This window comes from Flavobacterium sp. GW821-FHT12A05, assembly GCF_058807735.1.
The window spans coordinates 148,301-169,008 of sequence record NZ_JBXAQY010000001.1 but is presented as its reverse complement, the minus strand read 5'-3'; the positions used below and the strand labels follow the sequence as shown (position 1 = coordinate 169,008).

Annotated in this window: 15 protein-coding genes; 10 read left to right on the top strand and 5 right to left on the bottom strand. The window is 33.7% G+C overall.

Annotated features, from left to right (window positions below):
• Positions 1 to 98: 98 nt before the first annotated feature.
• From AC1RRQ_RS00565 to AC1RRQ_RS00545, 5 genes are all read right to left on the bottom strand, one after another.
• Positions 99 to 1,193, bottom strand: coding sequence for an endo-1,4-beta-xylanase (locus AC1RRQ_RS00565; protein WP_493020386.1), 1,095 nt, complete (start codon positions 1,191 to 1,193; stop codon positions 99 to 101).
• A gap of 92 nt (positions 1,194 to 1,285) precedes the next feature.
• Positions 1,286 to 2,875, bottom strand: coding sequence for a RagB/SusD family nutrient uptake outer membrane protein (locus AC1RRQ_RS00560; protein WP_493020384.1), 1,590 nt, complete (start codon positions 2,873 to 2,875; stop codon positions 1,286 to 1,288).
• 33 nt (positions 2,876 to 2,908) lie between these two features.
• Positions 2,909 to 5,935 (bottom strand): SusC/RagA family TonB-linked outer membrane protein, encoded by a 3,027-nt coding sequence (locus AC1RRQ_RS00555; protein ID WP_493020382.1) that lies wholly within the window; start codon positions 5,933 to 5,935, stop codon positions 2,909 to 2,911.
• Between the two features lie 314 nt (positions 5,936 to 6,249).
• Positions 6,250 to 10,374: a hybrid sensor histidine kinase/response regulator transcription factor gene (locus AC1RRQ_RS00550; protein ID WP_493020380.1), complete on the bottom strand. Its 4,125-nt coding sequence runs from the start codon at positions 10,372 to 10,374 to the stop codon at positions 6,250 to 6,252.
• A gap of 248 nt (positions 10,375 to 10,622) precedes the next feature.
• Positions 10,623 to 11,306, bottom strand: a complete 684-nt coding sequence (locus tag AC1RRQ_RS00545; protein WP_493020378.1) for a S24 family peptidase — start codon at positions 11,304 to 11,306, stop codon at positions 10,623 to 10,625.
• 306 nt (positions 11,307 to 11,612) lie between these two features.
• On the opposite strand from AC1RRQ_RS00545, the gene AC1RRQ_RS00540 reads away from it, so the two are divergent.
• The 10 genes from AC1RRQ_RS00540 (at position 11,613) to AC1RRQ_RS00495 (ending at position 20,707) form a co-directional block, all read left to right on the top strand.
• On the top strand, positions 11,613 to 11,750 hold the full coding sequence (locus AC1RRQ_RS00540) for a hypothetical protein (protein WP_263759965.1): 138 nt from the start codon (positions 11,613 to 11,615) through the stop codon (positions 11,748 to 11,750).
• On the top strand, positions 11,743 to 12,021 hold the full coding sequence (locus AC1RRQ_RS00535; protein WP_263759966.1) for a hypothetical protein: 279 nt from the start codon (positions 11,743 to 11,745) through the stop codon (positions 12,019 to 12,021). Before AC1RRQ_RS00540 ends, AC1RRQ_RS00535 begins: the two co-directional genes overlap by 8 nt.
• Positions 12,022 to 12,034: 13 nt before the next feature.
• Positions 12,035 to 12,751 carry a DUF3164 family protein gene (locus tag AC1RRQ_RS00530; protein WP_263759967.1) on the top strand — a complete coding sequence of 239 codons (717 nt, stop codon included), beginning with the start codon at positions 12,035 to 12,037 and terminating at the stop codon, positions 12,749 to 12,751.
• Positions 12,752 to 12,873: 122 nt separating this feature from the next.
• The gene (locus tag AC1RRQ_RS00525) at positions 12,874 to 13,074 is read left to right on the top strand and encodes a hypothetical protein (protein WP_053471136.1); all 201 of its coding nucleotides are present in this window, start codon (positions 12,874 to 12,876) and stop codon (positions 13,072 to 13,074) included.
• A 433-nt stretch (positions 13,075 to 13,507) separates the two neighbouring features.
• Entirely contained in the window at positions 13,508 to 13,753 is a 246-nt protein-coding gene (locus AC1RRQ_RS00520) for a hypothetical protein (protein WP_053471137.1), read from the top strand.
• 319 nt (positions 13,754 to 14,072) lie between these two features.
• Positions 14,073 to 14,360: a cell wall anchor protein gene (locus tag AC1RRQ_RS00515; protein WP_263759968.1), complete on the top strand. Its 288-nt coding sequence runs from the start codon at positions 14,073 to 14,075 to the stop codon at positions 14,358 to 14,360.
• Positions 14,357 to 14,815 carry a CHAP domain-containing protein gene (locus tag AC1RRQ_RS00510; RefSeq protein ID WP_493020374.1) on the top strand — a complete coding sequence of 153 codons (459 nt, stop codon included), beginning with the start codon at positions 14,357 to 14,359 and terminating at the stop codon, positions 14,813 to 14,815. Before AC1RRQ_RS00515 ends, AC1RRQ_RS00510 begins: the two co-directional genes overlap by 4 nt.
• 21 nt (positions 14,816 to 14,836) lie before the next feature.
• Positions 14,837 to 15,337 carry a hypothetical protein gene (locus AC1RRQ_RS00505; RefSeq protein WP_493020372.1) on the top strand — a complete coding sequence of 167 codons (501 nt, stop codon included), beginning with the start codon at positions 14,837 to 14,839 and terminating at the stop codon, positions 15,335 to 15,337.
• A gap of 25 nt (positions 15,338 to 15,362) precedes the next feature.
• The gene (locus AC1RRQ_RS00500) at positions 15,363 to 17,540 is read left to right on the top strand and encodes a hypothetical protein (RefSeq protein ID WP_493020370.1); all 2,178 of its coding nucleotides are present in this window, start codon (positions 15,363 to 15,365) and stop codon (positions 17,538 to 17,540) included.
• 2 nt (positions 17,541 to 17,542) lie between these two features.
• The gene (locus tag AC1RRQ_RS00495; RefSeq protein WP_493020368.1) at positions 17,543 to 20,707 is read left to right on the top strand and encodes a hypothetical protein; all 3,165 of its coding nucleotides are present in this window, start codon (positions 17,543 to 17,545) and stop codon (positions 20,705 to 20,707) included.
• Position 20,708 lies beyond the last annotated feature (1 nt).

The window sequence follows — 20,708 nt, the reverse complement described above, 5'->3', positions numbered from 1 at the left end:
TAGAAGAAAGAATATAGAGAAAAGACTTCTTCTCAAATCTTGGTTCTCTCCTCTTTATTCTATTCTCTATATTCTTTCTTCTATATATATTCTAAACTCTATTTTAATCCGTCTAAAAATCCTTGGTAAGCTGGTTTTTTGTTGTAATCAGCATCTAAAAGCAACGGATATTCTTTTGAATGCCAGAAGCTTGTGAGCCAGGTATATTTATCGGTTACACCCCAGGTTGAGATGGCAAATTTTTGGTTTTGAGGCAGTTCTTCATACATCGCGGTAATGTATTTGTAGGTTTCTGACTGCTTTTGCTGTTCGACATCATTAAACACATACGAATCTGATTTTCCGGTGTTTACTTTTATGTCCAATTCTGAAATATGAATTAACAATCCTGTAGAAGCAAGGTCTGTAAAACCGGTTTTCATGGTTTGTCTATTTGTATCTGTCGCGTAATGAAACTGGTCTCCTACACCATCAATTGGCACTCCATTGGCTTTGAATCTTGTGACCATTTTTTTGATGGCTGCTCTTTTTCCTCCATCAATTACAACGCTGTAATCATTGTAGAATAATTTGGCATCAGGATCGGCTGCTTTTGCGTATTTAAAACATCTTCCGTAAAAGCCAATCGGGTCTTTAAAAATCGGATTTATAACCGTTTCGTTTCTTAAAGCACCGCCATCTGCAAAAACCTCATTTACCACATCCCAGCTTTTTACTTTTCCTTTGTAATGTCCTACAACATCGGTAATATAAACTTTGACTTTGGCTTCAAAAGCAATAGAATCGTATTTTGCATTTTTAAACCAATCCGGAAATGAATCGTACCAAACTAAGGTGTGTCCGTGTATTTCCAGATTATTATCTTTTGCAAAATTAGCCAGATAATCGCCTGCTGTGTAATTGTAAGCTGTGGCCGAAGTCCAAATGCTGGCCATTTTCATTTCATATTCGGCAGTAATCTGGCTGTAGTGTTTCAGCACTGCGTTTTTATAATTAGCTTCGCCTTGTAAATCTTTCATTTTAACGGCAGCTCCAATTTTAAACTTTGCTTTTTCTTTTAAAGTCTGCGTTACAGGATTCGGATTAACCGGAGTATCATCGTCTACGTTAATGAAAACCGTTTTTTCGTCGTTGCTGCAAGAGGCGAACAACAAAATGGTTAATAGACCTAAAATATATTGTTTCTTTATCATTGTGTTCCTTTTTATTTGATCTGGAAATCAAAACTGAATCTGATTTCCATATCTATTGTTACTAACAAAAAACTTCTTTTTCTAAAACGGAATTAATATCCAGCGTTAAATCCTGCCGGTTTTCCCATTAAATCAATCTGACTTTGCGGAATTGGCATGTTAACCATTGCAGGCGTCATTTTTAAAGGCACTTCTCCGGCACTCGTTCCGGATGGACTTGAACGGAAATATAAATTTTGTCTTTCAACCAAAAGCCCTAACCTTTTCAGCAAGAACCATCTGTTGTTTTCAAAAGCTAATTCTCTCGCTGATTCGTCCAGATAATTATTTACTGTCCAGACTTTAATGTCATAAGTTGCCACTGCACTTAAAGGATCGCCCGTGTAACCTCTTCTTCTTACTTTGTTTAGATATAAAAGTGCTTTTGTATCGTTGCCCAGATTATGATAAGCTTCTGATGCCAGTAAATAAGTTTCGGCTAATCTGTAATACATATAATCTTTATAACTGTTGGATGTCATCGGCAGTTTTTCTGTATCATGGTATTTTTTCAAACTCCAGTGCCAGGCTCTGTAATTCCCATTTGGAGCTGCAATTGCCGGATTGGTAATTGGCTGACCGAATTTTGGATTTCCAGGAACATTAATTTTATAATCCAGATAATTATCTGAATAGTAATAGGTTTTAAATCTTAAATCGTTGGTCTGATCATAAAGTGATTTCAAATAATTATTTGGATAAAACCATCCTAAAGACTGACCTCCATAAGCCACATCCTGAGTTAGTTCGCTTGCATTTAATTCGTATGTTCGCTGTGTAAAAACACTTCCCAGCCAGAAACCGCCGCCACCTGCCAAATCATCACTCGGACCTAGTAGAAAATCTCTTTGATAAGTAAAAAGCGATTCTTTATGGTTTGCGTTTTGTCCCCAAACCTCAGCCAATGGAACTAAAGCGTGAGTTCCGTCGTTGATAATGGCATCAAATTGCGCTGCAGCTTCGGTCCAATTTTCCTGCCATAAAGCACTTTTACCGCGTATGTGTCTGGCAACGCCTTGTCCATAACGTCCGGCATCTACTTTAAACGGAAGATTGGCAATGGCGTAATCCAAATCTCCATCGATTAATTTGTAAACATCTGCATCGCTGGCTACTTTGTAGGTTACCGGGTCGTTAATATTTTCAGGCGTTGTTGGAATCGTGTCGATTAAAATACCGCCATACATCTGCTTTAAATCCAGATACAATTCGCCTCTTATAACGCGAGCCTGTGCTACTAATCTTTTCTTGGCATTTTCATCCATATTAATGTTTCTTGCCGAAGTGATAATGGCAGAACATCTGTCGATAATTTTATATCCCTGAATCCATTTTGATCCTGTAAATGACTGCGGATTATGTCCGGTTCCATAAGGTGTATTCCAGGTTCTGTGCAATCCTAGATCTGTGGCAACCATAAAGAAAACATTGGCCCATAAATCATTATTATCTCCAGATGGTGAATTATAGTACCTCATTTGGTTGTAAAGTGCATTTACTCCAACTTCTAGTCCGGCTGGAGAATTGTAGATATAATCTACAGCGATCTGATCTTTTACGTTTTCTTCCAGAAAATCTTCGCATGAAGTCAATCCTAAAGAAATCCCGAATATCAAAACAAATAGAAAATTTATATTTTTCATGATCTTGTTATTTTTTTAATTTATTAAATGCTGTTAAAAACCTACTTGTAAGCCTATAACACACGTAACAGGTTCCGGATAATCGTTTATATCTTTTTCTGGACTATAGGATTGATAATCTGTAATGGTAATTAAATTACTGCCTGTTAAATAAAGTCTCATATTACTCAACCCTAATGATTTAAGAGTGTTTTCAGGGAATTTAAATCCAACCGATACGTTTTGTAAACGGATATAAGAGGCATCTTGTAATCCTAAAGTATTGATGTACGGCGGATCGTTTCCATCTCTTGGTCTCGGCCAGTTTCCTCCCGGATTTTCAGGCGTCCAGTAATCTTGTTTTACACCATTTTTTACTCCTCTTAGTGAACCTCCTTTTACATAATCGTACAAGAACAAATTGTCTTTTGTAACGCCCTGAACGGTATAGATATCTGCCGAGAAATCAAAACGTTTGTATTCTAAACTCACAGAAAAGGTTCCGAACCAATCCGGTAATTTTGAAGTGATAACCCTGTCCTGATCCGGATTTGGATTTGCACCATTTGACGGATCTGCATCGTATAATTTTATATCTCCCGGATACAGAGTTGTTCCGGTAACAATTGGAATATTTTCTCCCTGCTGATAAATTCCAACAGCTTTATATCTGTAATAAACATCGATTGGTTTTCCAATAAACCATAAGTTTCCAACATCGTCGTCTTCTCTTCCGTCTCCGTTGGCATCTTTACCATAAATGCTTACGATACTGTTTTTGTTTTTGGTGAAAGTTGCGCCTAAGCCCAGTCTGAAATCTTTCTTTTTGATAACGTCGCCATTTAGGGTAATTTCTAAACCTTTATTGTTTACTTTTCCGATATTCGAAAGTTTTCGTGTATATCCTGTATTGGCATTTAAGGTTTCGTAAATCAATAAATCTGAAGTATCGGTATTATAAACCTCAACTGTTCCCGTTAATCTGTTTTTGAATAAACCAAAATCTGCTGCAAGGTTTAATTGTGTTGATGTTTCCCAGCGTAAATCGGGATTCGACAATTGTGTTCCCGGTACATATCCTGAAACTTTTATTCCGTTTATAATATAATCTCTCTGGTCTGCTACGGCCATACTTTGGTACGGATCTTTGGGCTGATTCCCTACTTTACCATAACTGGCTCTTAATTTTAAATTGCTGATTACAGGAACGTGTTCTTTCATGAAATTTTCATTTGAAACATTCCACGCCGCATTTACAGCCGGAAAAAATCCCCATTTATTATTTTTACCAAATACTGATGATCCATCGGCTCTGCCAGAAACGGTAAAATAATAACGGCTGTCAAAATCATATTCTAATTTTCCTGCAAATGAAATAAGCGATCGATCGTTAGCTGCAATTTCAGGCGTATTCAGGAAAGCGCTTTCTAAACCATAAATCCCTAAAATATCACTCGGAATTCTGCTTGCCGAATTTTTAAATTCGCTGTATTCTGATGATGTTATTTCGTAAACTCCAGTAGCACTGAAATGATTTTTTTCGGCCAGTTTAAAGTTGTAATTCAAAATATTACTTAACTGATATTCGACATTGTCTTTATACAAAATACTGCCGCTTCCCTGCCCAGAATTTGCAATTCCAGAAAGTGATCTGGAAGAATTAAAACTTGTTCCTTTATAATTCCACGACCTGCGGCTGGCATTTAATTTATAAGTGAATCCTTTTAGAATGTTGATATCCAGAAATACATTCATGATATCGTTTCTATTTAACTCTTTTGTATTGGTTTCGTAAATATCAATAAGCGGATTTGGTGTTTCCTGAATTCCTCCCGGAAGATGGCGAAAAGAACCATCATCGTTGTAAATTTTTCCTAATGGTGATGTGTTAATGGAATTATTCAAAATATTCCCCACATTTGGACGATTTGAATCTGAAAATTGAAGCGAAAGATTCATCCCTACTTTTAACCAGTCGTTAATTCTCTGATCGACATTAATTCTCATAGCTACTTTTTCAAAGTCGGTATTAGGCACAACACCCGATGTATTAATGTAGTTTAAACTGGTAAAAATGCTCGATTTTTCTGTTCCCGATGAAACGCTCAAACTATGGTTATTGGTTACTCCGGTTCTTAAAGCGTATTTTTCCCAATCGATATATTTTCCTGATTTTACCGATTCCAGTTCTAGCGGAGAGAAAACCTGATCGTCTGGTCTGTAAACTCCTCCGTTGCTTGTTCTGTAGGCTTCTCTTTTTAGCTGTGCAAATTCTTCTCCGTTGTAAATATCAAAATTTCTATTTACCGTCTGCACGCCCGAAAAACCATTGTAAGCGATTCTTGCTTTTCCTGTTTTTCCTCTTTTGGTTGTAATTAAAATAACTCCATTTGATGCTCTTGCTCCATAAATAGACTGTGCGGCGGCATCTTTTAAAATTTCTAAAGAAGCAATATCATTGGCATTAATATCGTTGATGTTTCCTATTACAATACCATCTGCAATAACGATTGGTTCGTTGCTTCCGTTAATCGATTTTTTTCCTCTAATTTGTATAGAAGATGAACTTCCCGGACCGCCGTCGGCCAAACTAACCTGAACTCCGGCTGCTTTACCTCTTAACATTTCTCCAACGTCAGAAGTAGCTACTTTTATCATGTCGCCCGGTTTTACAGACGCAACAGAACTTATTACGTCGCTTTTCTTTTTGGTACCGTAACCCACTACTATAATTTCGTCTAATGCCTGAGAGCTTGGTTTTAAAACCACTTTTAGATTCTTTTTGTTTTCTGTTTCAACTGAAACCTCATCCATCCCGATGAAAGAAAAAACAAGCGTACTTTTTGAAGCTGTACTTATAGTAAAGTTACCGTCAAAATCAGTTTGAGTTCCTTTTGTTGTTCCTTTAACATGTACGTTTACACCCGGTAAAGGCAATCCTGCATTGTCGACTACTTTTCCAGAAATCGAACTTTCCTGCGCACTCATATTAAAAGTGAGCATACACATAAACAGAATTAAAACTAGTTTTAGATAATTTCCCTCAAGAAAAAGCATCTTTACGTGTTTGTAATTTTTCATTTTAATTTTTTTGGTTAGTTAGTAAATCGTTGTGATTTTCATTGCAAATGTGATTAATAAATGACGGTTTGAAGGGAGGAAGATATTCGTTTTTAGGGGCGTCAATGTGTTTATTTGCAATTTCAGCTATTTAAAAACAGTATTCGTAATAAAAAACTTAAAAAACTGAAATTTGATTAATTTGAGAAAAAAATTAACCGCAAAGCACACAAAGAATAAAAACGCAAAGTCCGCAAAGCTTTAATAAACTTTGCGGACTTTGCGTTCCCGATAGCTATCGGGATTGCGAACTTTGCGGTTAAAAATATTTACGGTTAATTTTTCGCAGCTTTATATTCACTAGGTGATAAATTGTAAAATCGTTTAAACTCTTTACTAAAGTGTTTTCGATCATTAAATCCTACCATATTGGTTACTTCTGATACGGAATAACTGGTATTGAGTAATAAACTAGCGGCTTTTTTTAATCGCATATTTTTTATAAATCCTGCGACCGACTGATTCGTGAGAGTTTGTACTTTTTTGTAAAGCACAGTTCTGCTCATTCCTATTTCGCGGACTAAATCATTAACATCAAAATCGGTATTGTCGATATTGGCTTCGATGATCTGGGTTAGTTTTTTTACGAATAAACCTTCGGGCGTATTTACATTTTCTTGTTCAGAATCTGAAATAAATCTTTCGCCGTATTTCTGACGCATTATTTCTTTGGCCGATAATAAATTGGCAATCGTCAGTTTTAATTCTTCTATGCTGAAAGGTTTCGAAATATAGGCATCTGCTCCTGTCGAAAGTCCTTCGATTCTATTTAAAGTTGATGATTTAGCCGTCAATAAAATAACCGGAATATGATTGGTATTGAGATTTGTTTTTAGAATTTTACACAATTCAAAACCGTCCATTTCTGGCATCATGACATCGCTTACAATAAGATCCGGAATTTCTTTTTCCATATATTCGAGCGCTTTTATTCCGTCTGTAAATTTCAGGACTTTGTAATCACTGTATAAAATATCATACACAAAAGAAAGCACTTCTTCATTGTCTTCTATAACGAGAATGGTCTTTTTGGAGCTGTTTTCCGGTTCTTCCAGATATTCTGCTTCATAGGTTTCAATTTCGGTTTGAACATCAGAAATTGGATTTGCATTTTCTTCTATTTTAATGGCATTTTCAACAATCTGAGATTTCTTAAAATGATCTTTTCCTTTCTTTAAAGTAATGGTAAATATGGTGTTGAAATTGGCATCGGCTTCTGTTTGTACTTTAATTTCTCCGTGATGCAGTTCTACAATACTTTTGCTTAAAGCAAGACCAATTCCGCTTCCTAAATTGGCACTTCCGCGATCATCTAATTGGAAAAAGTTTTTAAAAATTTTCTTTTTTCTATTTTCAGGAATTCCAATTCCGTTGTCTTTAACTTTAATTTCGATGGAATCTGATGCTTCTTTTTGTTCTACAGCCAAAGTGATTCGGCCGTTTTTACTGGTAAATTTAAAAGCATTCGAAAGCAGATTGTAAATCACTTTCTCCATCTGATTTTTATCAAAATAAATCAAAGCGGTATTGATGTTGAGAACAAATTTGTAATCGATTTTTTTCTCAACAGCAAATCCGCGAAAGGATTCGTAAATATCAAAACAGAAAGAAACGATGTCCTGCTGTTCGCAATAAATTTTCATGCTTCCTTTTTCAGCTTTTCTAAAATCCATTAATTCATTGACCAATTTTAATAATCGGTCTGAATTGTTTTTGATGACTTTTAGTTTGTGTTCGAGATTCGAATTTTTCTCGGCACTATTTAAAAGTTCCTCAACCGGTCCGCTGATTAATGTCAGCGGTGTTCTGATTTCATGCGAAACATTGGTAAAAAAGTCGAGTTTCATTTTGTATAATTCCTCTTGTCTTTCTTTCTCGACTTGTTCCAGATAAAAAGCTTGTTTTAATAATTCTCGATTTCTAAAAAATCTAAACAATAAAACGGATCCGGCTAGTAATAATCCGAAATAGAAAATATAAGCCCACCATGTTTTCCACCAGGGTGGTAACATAATTATTTTTAAGGTTTTAATGGCTGGATTCCATTTTCCGCCTCCATCTGCTGTTTTAATTTTTAAGAGATAAGTTCCCGAATTTAAATTGGTAAGATTGATATAATGCTGTGAACCAATGGTATGCCAATCATCTTTATTAAAGGAACTTTCGAGTTTATAGGCATATTCGTTTTTTTCGGGAGAAACAAAATTCATTGCGCTGAATTCCAAACCAATATATCCCTGATCGTGATGCAGGGTAATTTCCTGAGTTTCGCTTATATCTTCTTTTAGTTCCACTTCTTTACTTCCGGGTCTGATTTCTGCATTGTTTACGATAAGTTTCGTTAAAACGATTTCTGCATTATCCGGAGATTTGATGAGTTTAGACGGATTAAAAACGATCAATCCGTTTGAAGATCCGAAGATCAATTGGTTATCATTTAATTTTAAACTGCTGTTGTTTGAAAACTGTTTTACTTTTAAACCGTCTTTTGCGGAGTAAGAAGTAATTTCAAAATCAGAAATAGCGGGAGTTGTTCTAAATTTCTTGGTTCTGATTTTATACAGCAAATTATTATCGCTGATCCAGATATTTCCTTCTGCATCTTCTGAAATGCTTTTTATGGTTTCATCTGTAAAACCCAGCGCGCGGTTTATTTCGAAAAAGTGTCCGGTTTTTTCATTCAACAAATTGATGCCACCACTTTCAGAACCTACCCAAAATCTTTTCTTCGAATCAGTAAACAAGACCGTAAGGCTATTATTTGGCAGTCCGCTGACTTTTCCTGATTTATAGATTTTTGTAACCCTTTTTAGTTTCTTATCAAAAAAGTTCAATCCGTATTGTGTGGCAATCCACAAACCATTTTCGCGGTTTGCTATATCTGTAATAAAATTATCGCTGAGTGCATTCGAGGTCCCGTCGGCCATATAACTTTCTATGGTTCCGTCTGGCAGTATTTTTTTTAATCCGTTTCCGTTTGTTCCTACCCATAAATCTCCATTATCGATTAATAAGGCCGTTATAGGCCGATTTCGCTCTTTCGGATTTGGAGAAAGCGGAATTTTACTGAAGATTTTGCTGTTTTTATTGAACTTATATAAGCCGTTAAAAGTGCCGCAAAACAAATTTTCCTGATTCTGACTGACCAAAGCGGTGATCATATTTACGCTTTTATCAAAATCATTAGTATCGATTAAATACGAGGAATTCTTGTTATTTCTGAAATCAAGAAAATTCAAACCGCCGCCGTTTGTTCCTACCCAAACCGCATTGTTATTTTCTTTGGAAACAGCATTTACCAAGGCGCTGTTTAATCCGAAATTGGGTTTTATAACTTCTCTTACATTGGTGAAATTCGTGTTGGTTTTCTGAAAAAAGTTCACCCCTCCGCCATTGGTTCCAATCCAGATATCATCGTGACGGTCTTTTAAGAAACATTTTATATCATCGTCTGACAAACTGTAGTTAGTTAACGGATTGTGCTGGTATTTGGTAAATTCATTTTTGTCTTTTTTATAAACGCACAAGCCATTTTTTGTAGCAAACCAAATGGTATTGGCATCTACGGCAACAATATCATTTACCCAATTTGATGATAAACTGTTTTTATTGCCCGAATTTTGGAGATAATTCTTCACGGAATTTCCGGCTGCGTTATAATGGAAAACGCCATTAGCTTCCGTCGCAAACCATAAATCGCCGTTTTTTTCTTTGATGATTTTCCAAATTTTCGAATGCAGTAAAGCGTCGTTTTCTTTTAAAACTTTCGGAAGTTCTTTTCGCGACCCATTTTTAGGATCAAAACATTCTAATCCTTTTGCTGTGCCTACTAAAACACCATAATTACGATCATAAAACAGTGACAAAACCCTGCTTTTTCTAAAAGGGGAATTATGATCGTTGGAAATTTCTTCTAGTAAATACTGCTTTCTGTTTAAAAGTTTTATACCGCCAAAAGTTCCAACCCAGATCCTGTTTTGATCGTCCTGAATGATAGATGAAATGTAGTTTCTGCCGCCTTTTACTTTTTGGACGTCGACTCTTAAAAAGTTATTTTCTTTTTTATTGAAGAGATTTAGTCCGTTGTTGGTTCCTATCCAAAGTTCCTTTTGATTATCTTCTAGAATTACATTGATATGGTTGTTGCTGATCGTATTTAGAATGTCTTTGTTGTAGACATATCTTAAGAAATTATATCCGTCGTAACTAATTAGTCCGTTTGCGGTTCCTATCCAAATAAACCCTGTTTTAGTTTGATGGATACTCGAAATCATACTCTGCGAAAAACTCACATCGTAATCAATATGATCAAAATATAAATCTGATCCCTGCGCCCCAGCACTAAAGGAAACGGAAAGAAATAATACAAGGCTTAAAATACGGCTTTTAACGTTCTTCATAAATTGATTTACTTACAGATCAATGCTAAATTAATGTGTTCGATTTATTTGTTCTAAACTTAGAAAAAAAATAAACCAAACGCACTGCAAGATAAATCTAATACAAAAAAAGAGATGTCGTTATTTTTTCTTTTTAAGGGGGGTATTTGTACTTTTTATATAAAATGATTTCTAAATAATAAAGCCCATAAACCTCTAAACTAATCATTTAAAGGTTTTTAGATTTTACTACTGAGAATCATCAAATTTTACATCATCGTATTAATACGAATGCTTGCTTTTATAAGTGCCAATGCCGAAATTTTTGAAATATGGATATCTTTTGGCTGATGATGCGAATTCTGACTTACCAATTTCACAAAATCTGATCCCTGATCTGATTTCTGAACATATTTTACTGTAATGTATTCTTCCCAGTCATTTAACTTCACGCTTAAAAGATACATTTCGCCAAAAAAGATATTTTCAAATTCGGTTTCTTTATAAAGGACAATATCTCCGGATTTTAAAAGCGGATACATACTATCGCCTGTTACAGAAATTGCTCCGTCGCATTTTGGCAGATTGGGAATTTTTATCGTATCCAGTACCCTTTGTGGTTTGCCGCTGTTGAATAATTCTCGTAAACCTGCCACGGCTTCTAAATCATATAAAGGTATTTCCTGGCTCACATGCAGTGAATCGATTGTTTTTCGGTCGTTACTCATAATTACAATATTAGTATTATCCTCTTTTATCATGGGTCCATTTCCGGTTAAAAGCCACTCAGAACTGATGTCTGGATAATAGTGTAAAATTTTACACGCTTTATCCGTTCCCATATTACTGCTATTATCTAAAAACTTATTAGAAAAGCCCAAATCATTACAGAATTTATACTTACTAATCCCTTTATAATCAAGATATTCCCTCATTCTTTCCGTTGATCCCATAAAAAGATGTATTTTTTTACGTTAAAAATTTGTTTTGATGTATTATTTTACATTATATTTGCAAAGTAAAGAAAAATAAATATCAAAAACAAGACAATTACATACAAATTTATGCAAAGAAAAAATCAAATTAAAAACAAAATACCTATACATACAACTAAAAATCAGCGCATTATATACAATTTAAGGTACTGAGAAATAAAACAAAACATACTACGTCAAATAAGAATAAAACTACGCTTAACCAGTAATATTAATCACTAAGATGCAAAAAACCTCATTCATTACGCATTAAAAATCATAAAAATGGAAGCAATTCAAATCAAAGAAAAAATTCAGGAACTGGAAAATTGGCTGATTGAAAATCCAAATAGTCCTGAAAGAAATTTAATCGAATCTGATATAAATAAATTAAGAACTCTATTAGAAAAAAATCATGGGTAAAAAACAAATCGAAGAACGTATTGCTTTATTATATCTCGCATTGCAATACTGCTCAGAAAGAACAAAAACTTTTAGTCCAGGCGAGAGAATCTGCATCAATCAGGAACGTTTTCAATGGATGCATATTCTGGATAACGAAACGGCTTCTCCACGACCTGTTTCGCAAACAATTGAAAATAAATTAAAAGAGGTCTGGAAACTTGCTGATTATTATCATTTCAAACCTTATTATGGTGATCCTTTTAAAGAAGAAATTTTATTACGTAACTAAAAGCCAATATACTATGAACACTGCCGTAACAAACACAATCAATCCATCTTTAGATTTATCTCATTTTTCTGCACAGCAATTAAAAGATGCTTTAAACCGAATTGAAAATAAAAAAAATGAAGAAAGAGATGCTTATAAAAAATTAGTCGCCGAAACTATTCCGAAAGCACTTTCGAGATTGCATGAGACTTCTGAAATGATGAGAAATGCGAAAACAGAAACTTTTCAATTGTTTGAAACTATTCTGGATTTAAAGAATCAGGTTTATGGTTTTAAAGAAAAACAAATGTCGCATACGTTTTCTAATGACAAGGAAGAAATTACGATTGGATATCGTATTAACGAAGGCTGGGACGATACTGTGACCATTGGTATTGAAAAGGTGCAAAATTATATTTCGTCGCTTTCTACGAGTAAAGAAACGGCATCATTGGTAAAAATTGTTTTCAATTTATTAAAAAAGGATGCGAAAGGAAATTTAAAAGGCTCGCGCGTTTTAGAGCTTCAAAAATTGACTAAAGAATTTAATAATGAAGAATTTACCGATGGTGTTGAAATTATTGCTTCGTCTTTTAAACCAATCCGCTCGAGCTGGTTTATTGAGGCAAGCAGAATTGACGAAAATGGTGTGAGAACTAATATTCCGTTGTCTATGTCTTCTGTAGACTTTTTACAGGGATATGCTTTTAATTTCTTTAATCAGCAAAACGAACAAAGCCATGCAGCCTAATAATGATATTTACGCGTCGGCTCTTTTAGCCCTTCTGCTTATTGCAACCAACTTAAAACCCATTCTTTTATTTCGTGAATGGCTTTATTTCAGAATCAAAATAATTTTTAAACAATATCTAAATGAGCGTAAAAATAAAACCAATTACAGACCACGAAAGTTACAAGGTTAATGAACATACTATTTTTAAAGACGGACTCGGAAACTGGAACTGTAAAAATGATTTATCTAATAAAGAACGGCAGGCTTTTAACCAATATGAAAGCATCGTAATTAAAAATCCGAGATTCAAAAAACATACAACAGCCACTTACAAAGGCTAAAAAGATCCCTTACAGCCTGTATTCTAAAAAACTTTAGCAGGCATAAAAAAATGGTTCCTGTTTATCACTTCTTTTGAAGGAAAACAGGAACCGAAGATGGGCGGTTTTTACCCAAAAAAAGCAGCCAAAAAACATTCTTTCTATAAAGTTCCCAGTCTTTAGAGCTGTGGAACGAGATCATGATAGGAAGTGTACTGACCTCAATTGTTAAAAAATAATCTTTAACAAATATCACCTCAGAACGAGGTTCAAAAAAATGGCAATTGAAGTAGAAAAACCATTACTTAAAAAAGATTAAATGGTTTGGCTGCTGTAATTCTTTATGTCATCATTTAGTATTCAAATATTTTTTATCATGATTAAATCTTCATTTTAATAACTCTTCTCTTTTCAAAAAATCTTCTTCATTTTCTATCACTCTAAATATTATCTCATGCCTATATCTTCAAACAGAAGCCTCGGAATTCAAAAAAATAAATTACTGCGTTACAAACTTGTTAAAGAATTGTATCAAAAACATAAAACGGAAGATATTCCTACTACGGTAGTATGGCGTAAATACGTTTATCCGGTTTATCCAATTTCACGAACTACTTTGTATGAAATTCTTTGTACACCTATTACTTCAGAATTAAAAAAAATAGAAGAACTTATGAGCAATCAGGAAAAGTCTTCTTAATCATTATAAAAAAGAAAGCGAATCTTTTAACCTGTAAAAAACATTGTTTTTATGGTGCAAAGATGAGTGGTTTTCTGCTTTAAAAACGAGCTCTGTTCGCTTTCTTTACAACTATGTAAAGCCCTAGAATACAAATGTTCACATACCTTGCATTCGTTTTTTTTAGGGCTTTTTTTACCCAATCTTTGCAATCTCAAAAGGAAAGAACCACAGCAATCCAACTGCTATTATAAGGATTGTACTTTCTTAAAAAAACAACACGCTTCTGTTGTTTTCTCAGAAACATATTTAACCTAACATTCAACATTAATTACATTCAATGGAGCAATTTCTATACCCCACTCTAACCGCATTTTTTGCTGCTTTTATTACCTGGTTTTTTTCTATGCGAAAATCATTGGCCGAAGACAGAGCCGCTGAACTTGACAACGCCGTAAGTGCCGTAAAATATTACCGTGACCTTCTCGATGATCTTACTGCCCGACTTACTTCAGCTACAGATACCATCAAAAAAATGGAAATACAGCACAAAGAACTTATGCTTATCAACCAGCAGCTGGTTGATGAATTACAAAAATTTAAACAACTAAACGGAAAAAATTCATGACACTAACCCAAAAAACCTTAGAAATCGCCACGGCACAAATTGGTGTCGAAGAAATTCCCAGAAACAGCAACTCCGGCCCCGAAGTCGAAATTTATTTAAGAAGCGTCGGCCTTTCAAAAGGATATGCCTGGTGCATGGCTTTTGTTTACTGGTGCACGCAAAAAGCATCCTTACAGATTAATGCAAAAAATCCTTTAAAGAAAACAGCAGGTGTTCTGGATCAATATAATTCGAGACCGCTTTTGGTAAAGAAAATTCCGCAGCCTGGAGATGTTTTTATTATGGATTTAAAAAATGGTTTAGGCCATACCGGATTTGTAGAAAAAGTAGCCGGAAGCACGATTTACACCATCGAAGGAAACACAAATGATACCGGCGGTCGTGAGGGTTACAAAGTAGCCAGAAGAAAACGAGATATAAAAAGTATAAAAGGCTTTTTACGTCTGCAAAACTAAATTTAAAAACCAACTCTATTTATGACTAAAAAACTAAAATGTTTCGCTGTTTCATTATTTCTTATCCTAATCGTGATTTCATGCCGAAGTCCGAAACCGGTGCAAAACGAAAATAAAGTACAAACCATCACAATCACAGAAACTTTACACGATACTGTTTTTAAAATCGCTAAAGACAGCAGCTCTTACAATGCATTACTTGATTGTATTAACGGAAAAGCAGTTCTTAAAAATGTTATTCAGGCCGAACCAGGGCGTACATTAAAAAGCCCAAGGGTTCGACTTGATAACAATAAACTCAGTGTTGACTGCAACCTGAAAGAACAAGAACTCTACGCCCATTGGAAATCGAAACAGGTAAAAGATGTTCAGGAAAAAACAATCACGATTACCAAGTTTGTCAATCATTTAACCTTTTGGCAAAAAGTACAAATCTGGATGGGAAGACTGCTTCTTCTTATTCTTCTATTTCTAATTGCAAGATTCGTGTACAAAATCTATAAGTCTTTGTGGCTTAAATAATTCAACTTTTAAATAACACATAAATATGTCTGCACAGTCTCATTTTTTTATAGAGTCAGGAGGCCTTACGCAAATTAAGGAACAAGCGTTTGGCCCCGTCTCAAGTGACCAGTTTAACCTCACCTCCAGCTTTTCTTTAGCTTCTTCCAAAAAAGCCTATTCCATTTGCAAAGGTGTTGTTTTAATTCAGCCGCAAACTGGCAATTCTAACAAAGTAAATCTAATTCTTAGACCTTACAAACAGCCTTTTCCGGGATTAAATATCAAATATTTTATTTATAGAGGCTTACAAAAAAGTGATTTTTTCACTAATGATACAGATCCTTTAGTCGTTAAAAATGAAGGAACGTATTCTGATTTTATCGACAAAATAAATAAAGATTTTTTAGCTTTTCATGAAGGCCGAAAAGTTAAAAATGGCGAAACGGTTACTGAAATTCCTGTTCCTCCATTTAAAGCCTCTTATATTGGCTATGACATCACAACTCCAGACAGTACTTTACTTTCAGATGTCTTTTTTAAAGAATCTGAATTTGAAAATATAAACGGTACAGTTAAAGAAAAAGATCCTTTTGAACTTCCTATGATTGATATAGGAAAATCTTTAGGAAATTTTGCCGAAGGTGAATGCGGAATCGATGTTGTCTTAAATTATGGCGATTATAAAAACAACCTGGCAACTGGCGAATTTGTTTTTGATTTAGGATATGCGCGTACAAAAAATGCAAAAATTATTGCAGATGGTTCTACAGATTATAAGAAAAAACTACAACGCGAACAAAGTACGCAATTTGTTGATATCGCTGCTTTTTATGGTTTGTTTGTTCCTGAATATTCTATAGATGTAGTTTCTGCTGGAACTAAAACCAATAAAAAGGGCACTGAAATTTTTAACAGTATTATCAATAGTTTTTATACAAAAAACAACTGGTATGTTTACATTCAAAGTGATCGCACACGCAGTTATGATTTTTACGGAAACTATAAATTAGGAGAAAGTACTGAAAACCTTAAAACTGGTTTGTTAGAAGATCCTGCTACTAAAGTTGTCCCAATGAGTACTGAAACTTATGGCACTTTTGGATGGCCGGTTTTAATTAACAATCAGTCGCAAGCCAATACAGTTACCAAAAACAATCTTTACCTGCAATTTCCAACCGACAATAACAATAACACTGCTTTTTACGGACAAATTGCAAATGTGGCCAATGCTCAAAAAGATAATTTCATCAATGCCGACGGCTTACGATTACCTCCAGATGAAACAGGAAATTATAGCAATCTAACTTCAACTATTCAGCTTACCACTCCTGCAGTTCAAGGCAAAAACATTGCATCCCTTAACATTTTGCTTTATCACGGAAAAACGAATCAATATACAGCAGGAACAACATTAGATGAAAACGGAGATCTTATTATTTTATACGGACAAGCCAACTTTTTTGATAATGTTTTCAGTTTAATTGACTCAGAACCATTATTAAAATTGAGCAGTGACAAAAGTTATTCCAGAATGACTTCTGAGAAACTGAATCTTATCAATGAGTTTTACGATAAAAAGCAGCAGGGAATTTCGATAGTACAGACTTTAACAGTTAACGATGTCATCGAAACCGGAATTGACGAACCTTCAACCGTTTCTCGTGTTACCTACATTACAGAACCAATCGATGTTATGAACAACGCTGTTTCTGCAACCGGAAGCAGCACGCCGGATACCAAAACAACAGCTTCTGCAAGTGGTTCCGTTACAAAAAGCAAAACTTACGAATTACCAGAACCTTACTACTATAACCTCAAAATGTTTACAGACAGTACTCAAACCATTACCGGTCTGGAATTAAAAACATTAGATGGTTCTACTCCAACTAAAATCATTTTGGGATTAACTAAGACCGAAAATGATGCTATAAAAGCATTAATCACAGACGATACAAAAAATCCCCGCTTGTTTTTGATTGATTTATTTGAAGATGAAAACGAGATTGTTTCTCCTGAAAACATCAAATACCAAAAATATAAGGTTGCAATTGTAGCTGAAGATATTAAAGGTGAAAACAAACTATCTCAACCTAACGAAGCTGTTTTTGTGTATTCGCTTGATAGGAGATATCATTTTAGTAAGGGGTATAGTGAGTATATGCCAGATACAATTTTAACAAAGTTAGAATTAGATTTAAATATAAACTTAGAAACGGAATAAAAATGGAAAATGCCGTAATATTAAAAACAGGAAAAGTAGTTAGAAAATCCACTTTTATTTCTGGTTCTTTAAAAATCGATTTGCAAGGTTTTGCCGATCAATTTGCAATTGGAAATTCAGACAGAATCTACAAACATGTTAATAAAGAGAATTTTAACCTCCAAGATTTAGATGGTTATGACAAACCAATTTCAGCAGGTTATTACTTACAAAGCGAATTTTTAAAATATATAGCAAATATTATAACTCTTAAAAAATTAAATGAATATGTTTTAAAAGATTCTGACTTAATTTTTGCTAAGGATGGTGATCAAATTGAAGTATTTCGTTTGCATATTAAATCACCATATAATTATTTCTATAAACAAGAGAAGTTTAATATTGGTTATATAAAAAACATTCCTGTTGTAGATAGTAATCAAAATATTATTATTCCTATTGATAAAGAGCCCGTTATAATTAATTTTGATAAAGCAACTATAACTTCTAAGCAATTTTATACTAAAAGAATTTCTATAGCTAATACTTTTAACGAAATTAAAGAAAAAGACTCTGCAGCGTTCCTAATTACTAAAACTGCTATAATGATTAACAAAATTGAGCGTGAAATCTTTCCATTATTTGCTCAAAATGAAGATCTAATTTCTTATACAAATAATCAAATTACGGAATGGTTATCTGATGAAATTCTTATAAATCCTAGTTTGGAAACTCTTGCGGAGTTCTATCAAAATATAACCGATTATTACAAAGTTGCATACTCAAATCAATTAAAAATATTAGAATCCTCAGGAACAGAAAAACTTTACTGGTTAGCAATGGGACTTAGCTCTCAATCCTTATCAGGATTACCAGTCAATGAGAAATGGAAAATATTGTATTATTTAATAAAAAATAAATTAAGCAATAATTTTGAAAGAATAAAAGAAGAAGAGCTTGTTATAAATTTATTATATTCTTTTAACTTATCTAATATTAATGAAATAGATCAATTTTTAAGCTTCTTTCTATACCCATACGAAACAGGAACAGAAAAAAAGACTACGTTCTATGAAATACTATATAATAGTATGAGTACAAGTACTAATATGAAACAAGGTTTATTAGGCTTGTCAAACTGGGTATTAGGTACTCAATACCAACCTACAACAACGAAAGGGCAATTTGTTATGGCACTATACATGTTGTGGCAGTTTAGTAAATATAATCCTTTTGATGACTATGGCAAATTAAAAAACTCAACAATTGACTTTAGAAGTTCTAATTCAATTGCAAGTTTTTCATCTGACAGCACCACTCATTCTTTATTTAATTATACACATTATGTCGCTTATGATCCAGTTTATTGGACAAATTCATCACAAGAAATAAAAGAGTACAAAATTTCAAGACCAGATGCTTCTCCTATTTTGATGCCGTATCAATCTTCAAAAATTCTAGGCATATATTTTGATAATTTTAATTTTAGCCTAAGTGGCAATAAAATAATTGCTTATCAATCTTTGCCCGTAATATCATCAAGGAGTGACGAAAACTTTACTCTAGTTGAACAAAATGAGGTTCAATACGGAGTATATGATCTTTTTCAACCAGTTACTTTATTAAGCACAGATATTGAAACTAGGTCTGCTTTATCTACTGTAAATGGCCAAAATATTTCAATTAATGGCCAAAATATAAATTCTTTCATCCCTCTTTTTGTTTTGTCATTTATTGACAAAGACGGAGACAGTAGTGATGCCGAATCTATTTTAGGATATGTTGTTGATGTAGCAACAACTTTTACAGGTATTGGAAATTTAGCAAAACTAAAACATCTCAAGTGGGGGGCATCTGGATTAAAAGCAGGTGAAGTCGCATTAAAATCATTAGAAGGTTTAAAGATTGTTGTTGGAGGAGTTGAATTTACTGCTGGAGTTCTAGGCTTTTTTGCCAACTTCGTGGAGTGTAGTGAAAATGATTCTTTCTGCCAAGGAATGAAAACGTTTATTGCAGTTTTCCAATTGGCATGTCTCACTACTAATGTTGGTACTGGAATTGCCTCTTTAATTGCAAAAAGAGAAGCTGCTAAATTACTCAAAATTGCTGGTGAAGGCGCAAATGATTCTGAAACAATTGCTAATTTAAAATCAAAATTACAACAATTAGGTTCAAACGCATCACCAGAAATAATTGATGAAGTTTCTACTAGAATTTTATTATTAGGACGGTTAAACTCATTACCTATTGATCTAATTGCATTAGCGCTTTATAGAAAATTAAAAAACACGTTATTACTTGCACAAAATAAACTTTATCGTGAATCTGTTACTATTTTAGAAAATACTCCTTTAAATGAAAATGCTGTTTTTTCAAAATTACCGAGATTCTCATTATACAAGTACATAGAAGTTGTACCTAACAAACTTTGGAAAAGAGTAACGGGAGGAGATGTATATTTACATACTGAAGCTGAGCTGCAAGAAATGATTGATATTGGTAAATCTTTAGAAATAGATGAACTAACAGATATTCGTTTTAAAAACACAAATGATGTAACCGAACATTTCATCCTTAAAAGTTTTAGGACCATAAAACAAAAAACTAAAGCTGAAGTTATTGAACAAATGAGGTTTTACAAAACATTCCTCACAGAAAGAGAAAAAGTACCATTTTGTTTCAGCCTAGTAGATGATGCAAAACACTTTATTGATTTTAAAACCGAATTTTTAAGTATATTGAGCAAATATGATTATGGCGGAAATATAAAACTTCTAAATTATTTAGATGAGTATCAAATTTCTGGTTCTGCTTTGTATAAATTAAATCCCCCTGATATGGATATTTCTGGATATATTAGAAGAAAACATATACGAAATTTAACTGCAAAAAATATTGATTTTTTCGAAAAAAATAGGGCTATTATTTCTGAACAATTAATAATAAGAGACGAGCTCTGGTATCTTGACAAAATCGAGAAAGCTCTTTATAACGCAAATAAAAATGATCAAATTAATGGACATGCTCTTTTTAGGATAGATGATGATGGAAATATTTATACATTAGCAGAAGATATTTCTAATATGAAAAATAAACCAAATACACCAAAATCTACAGATTTTAATTTATTTGATGTCACTATAACAGATAGGAGACTACAACCGGATTTATCAATAAAAACAAACTAAT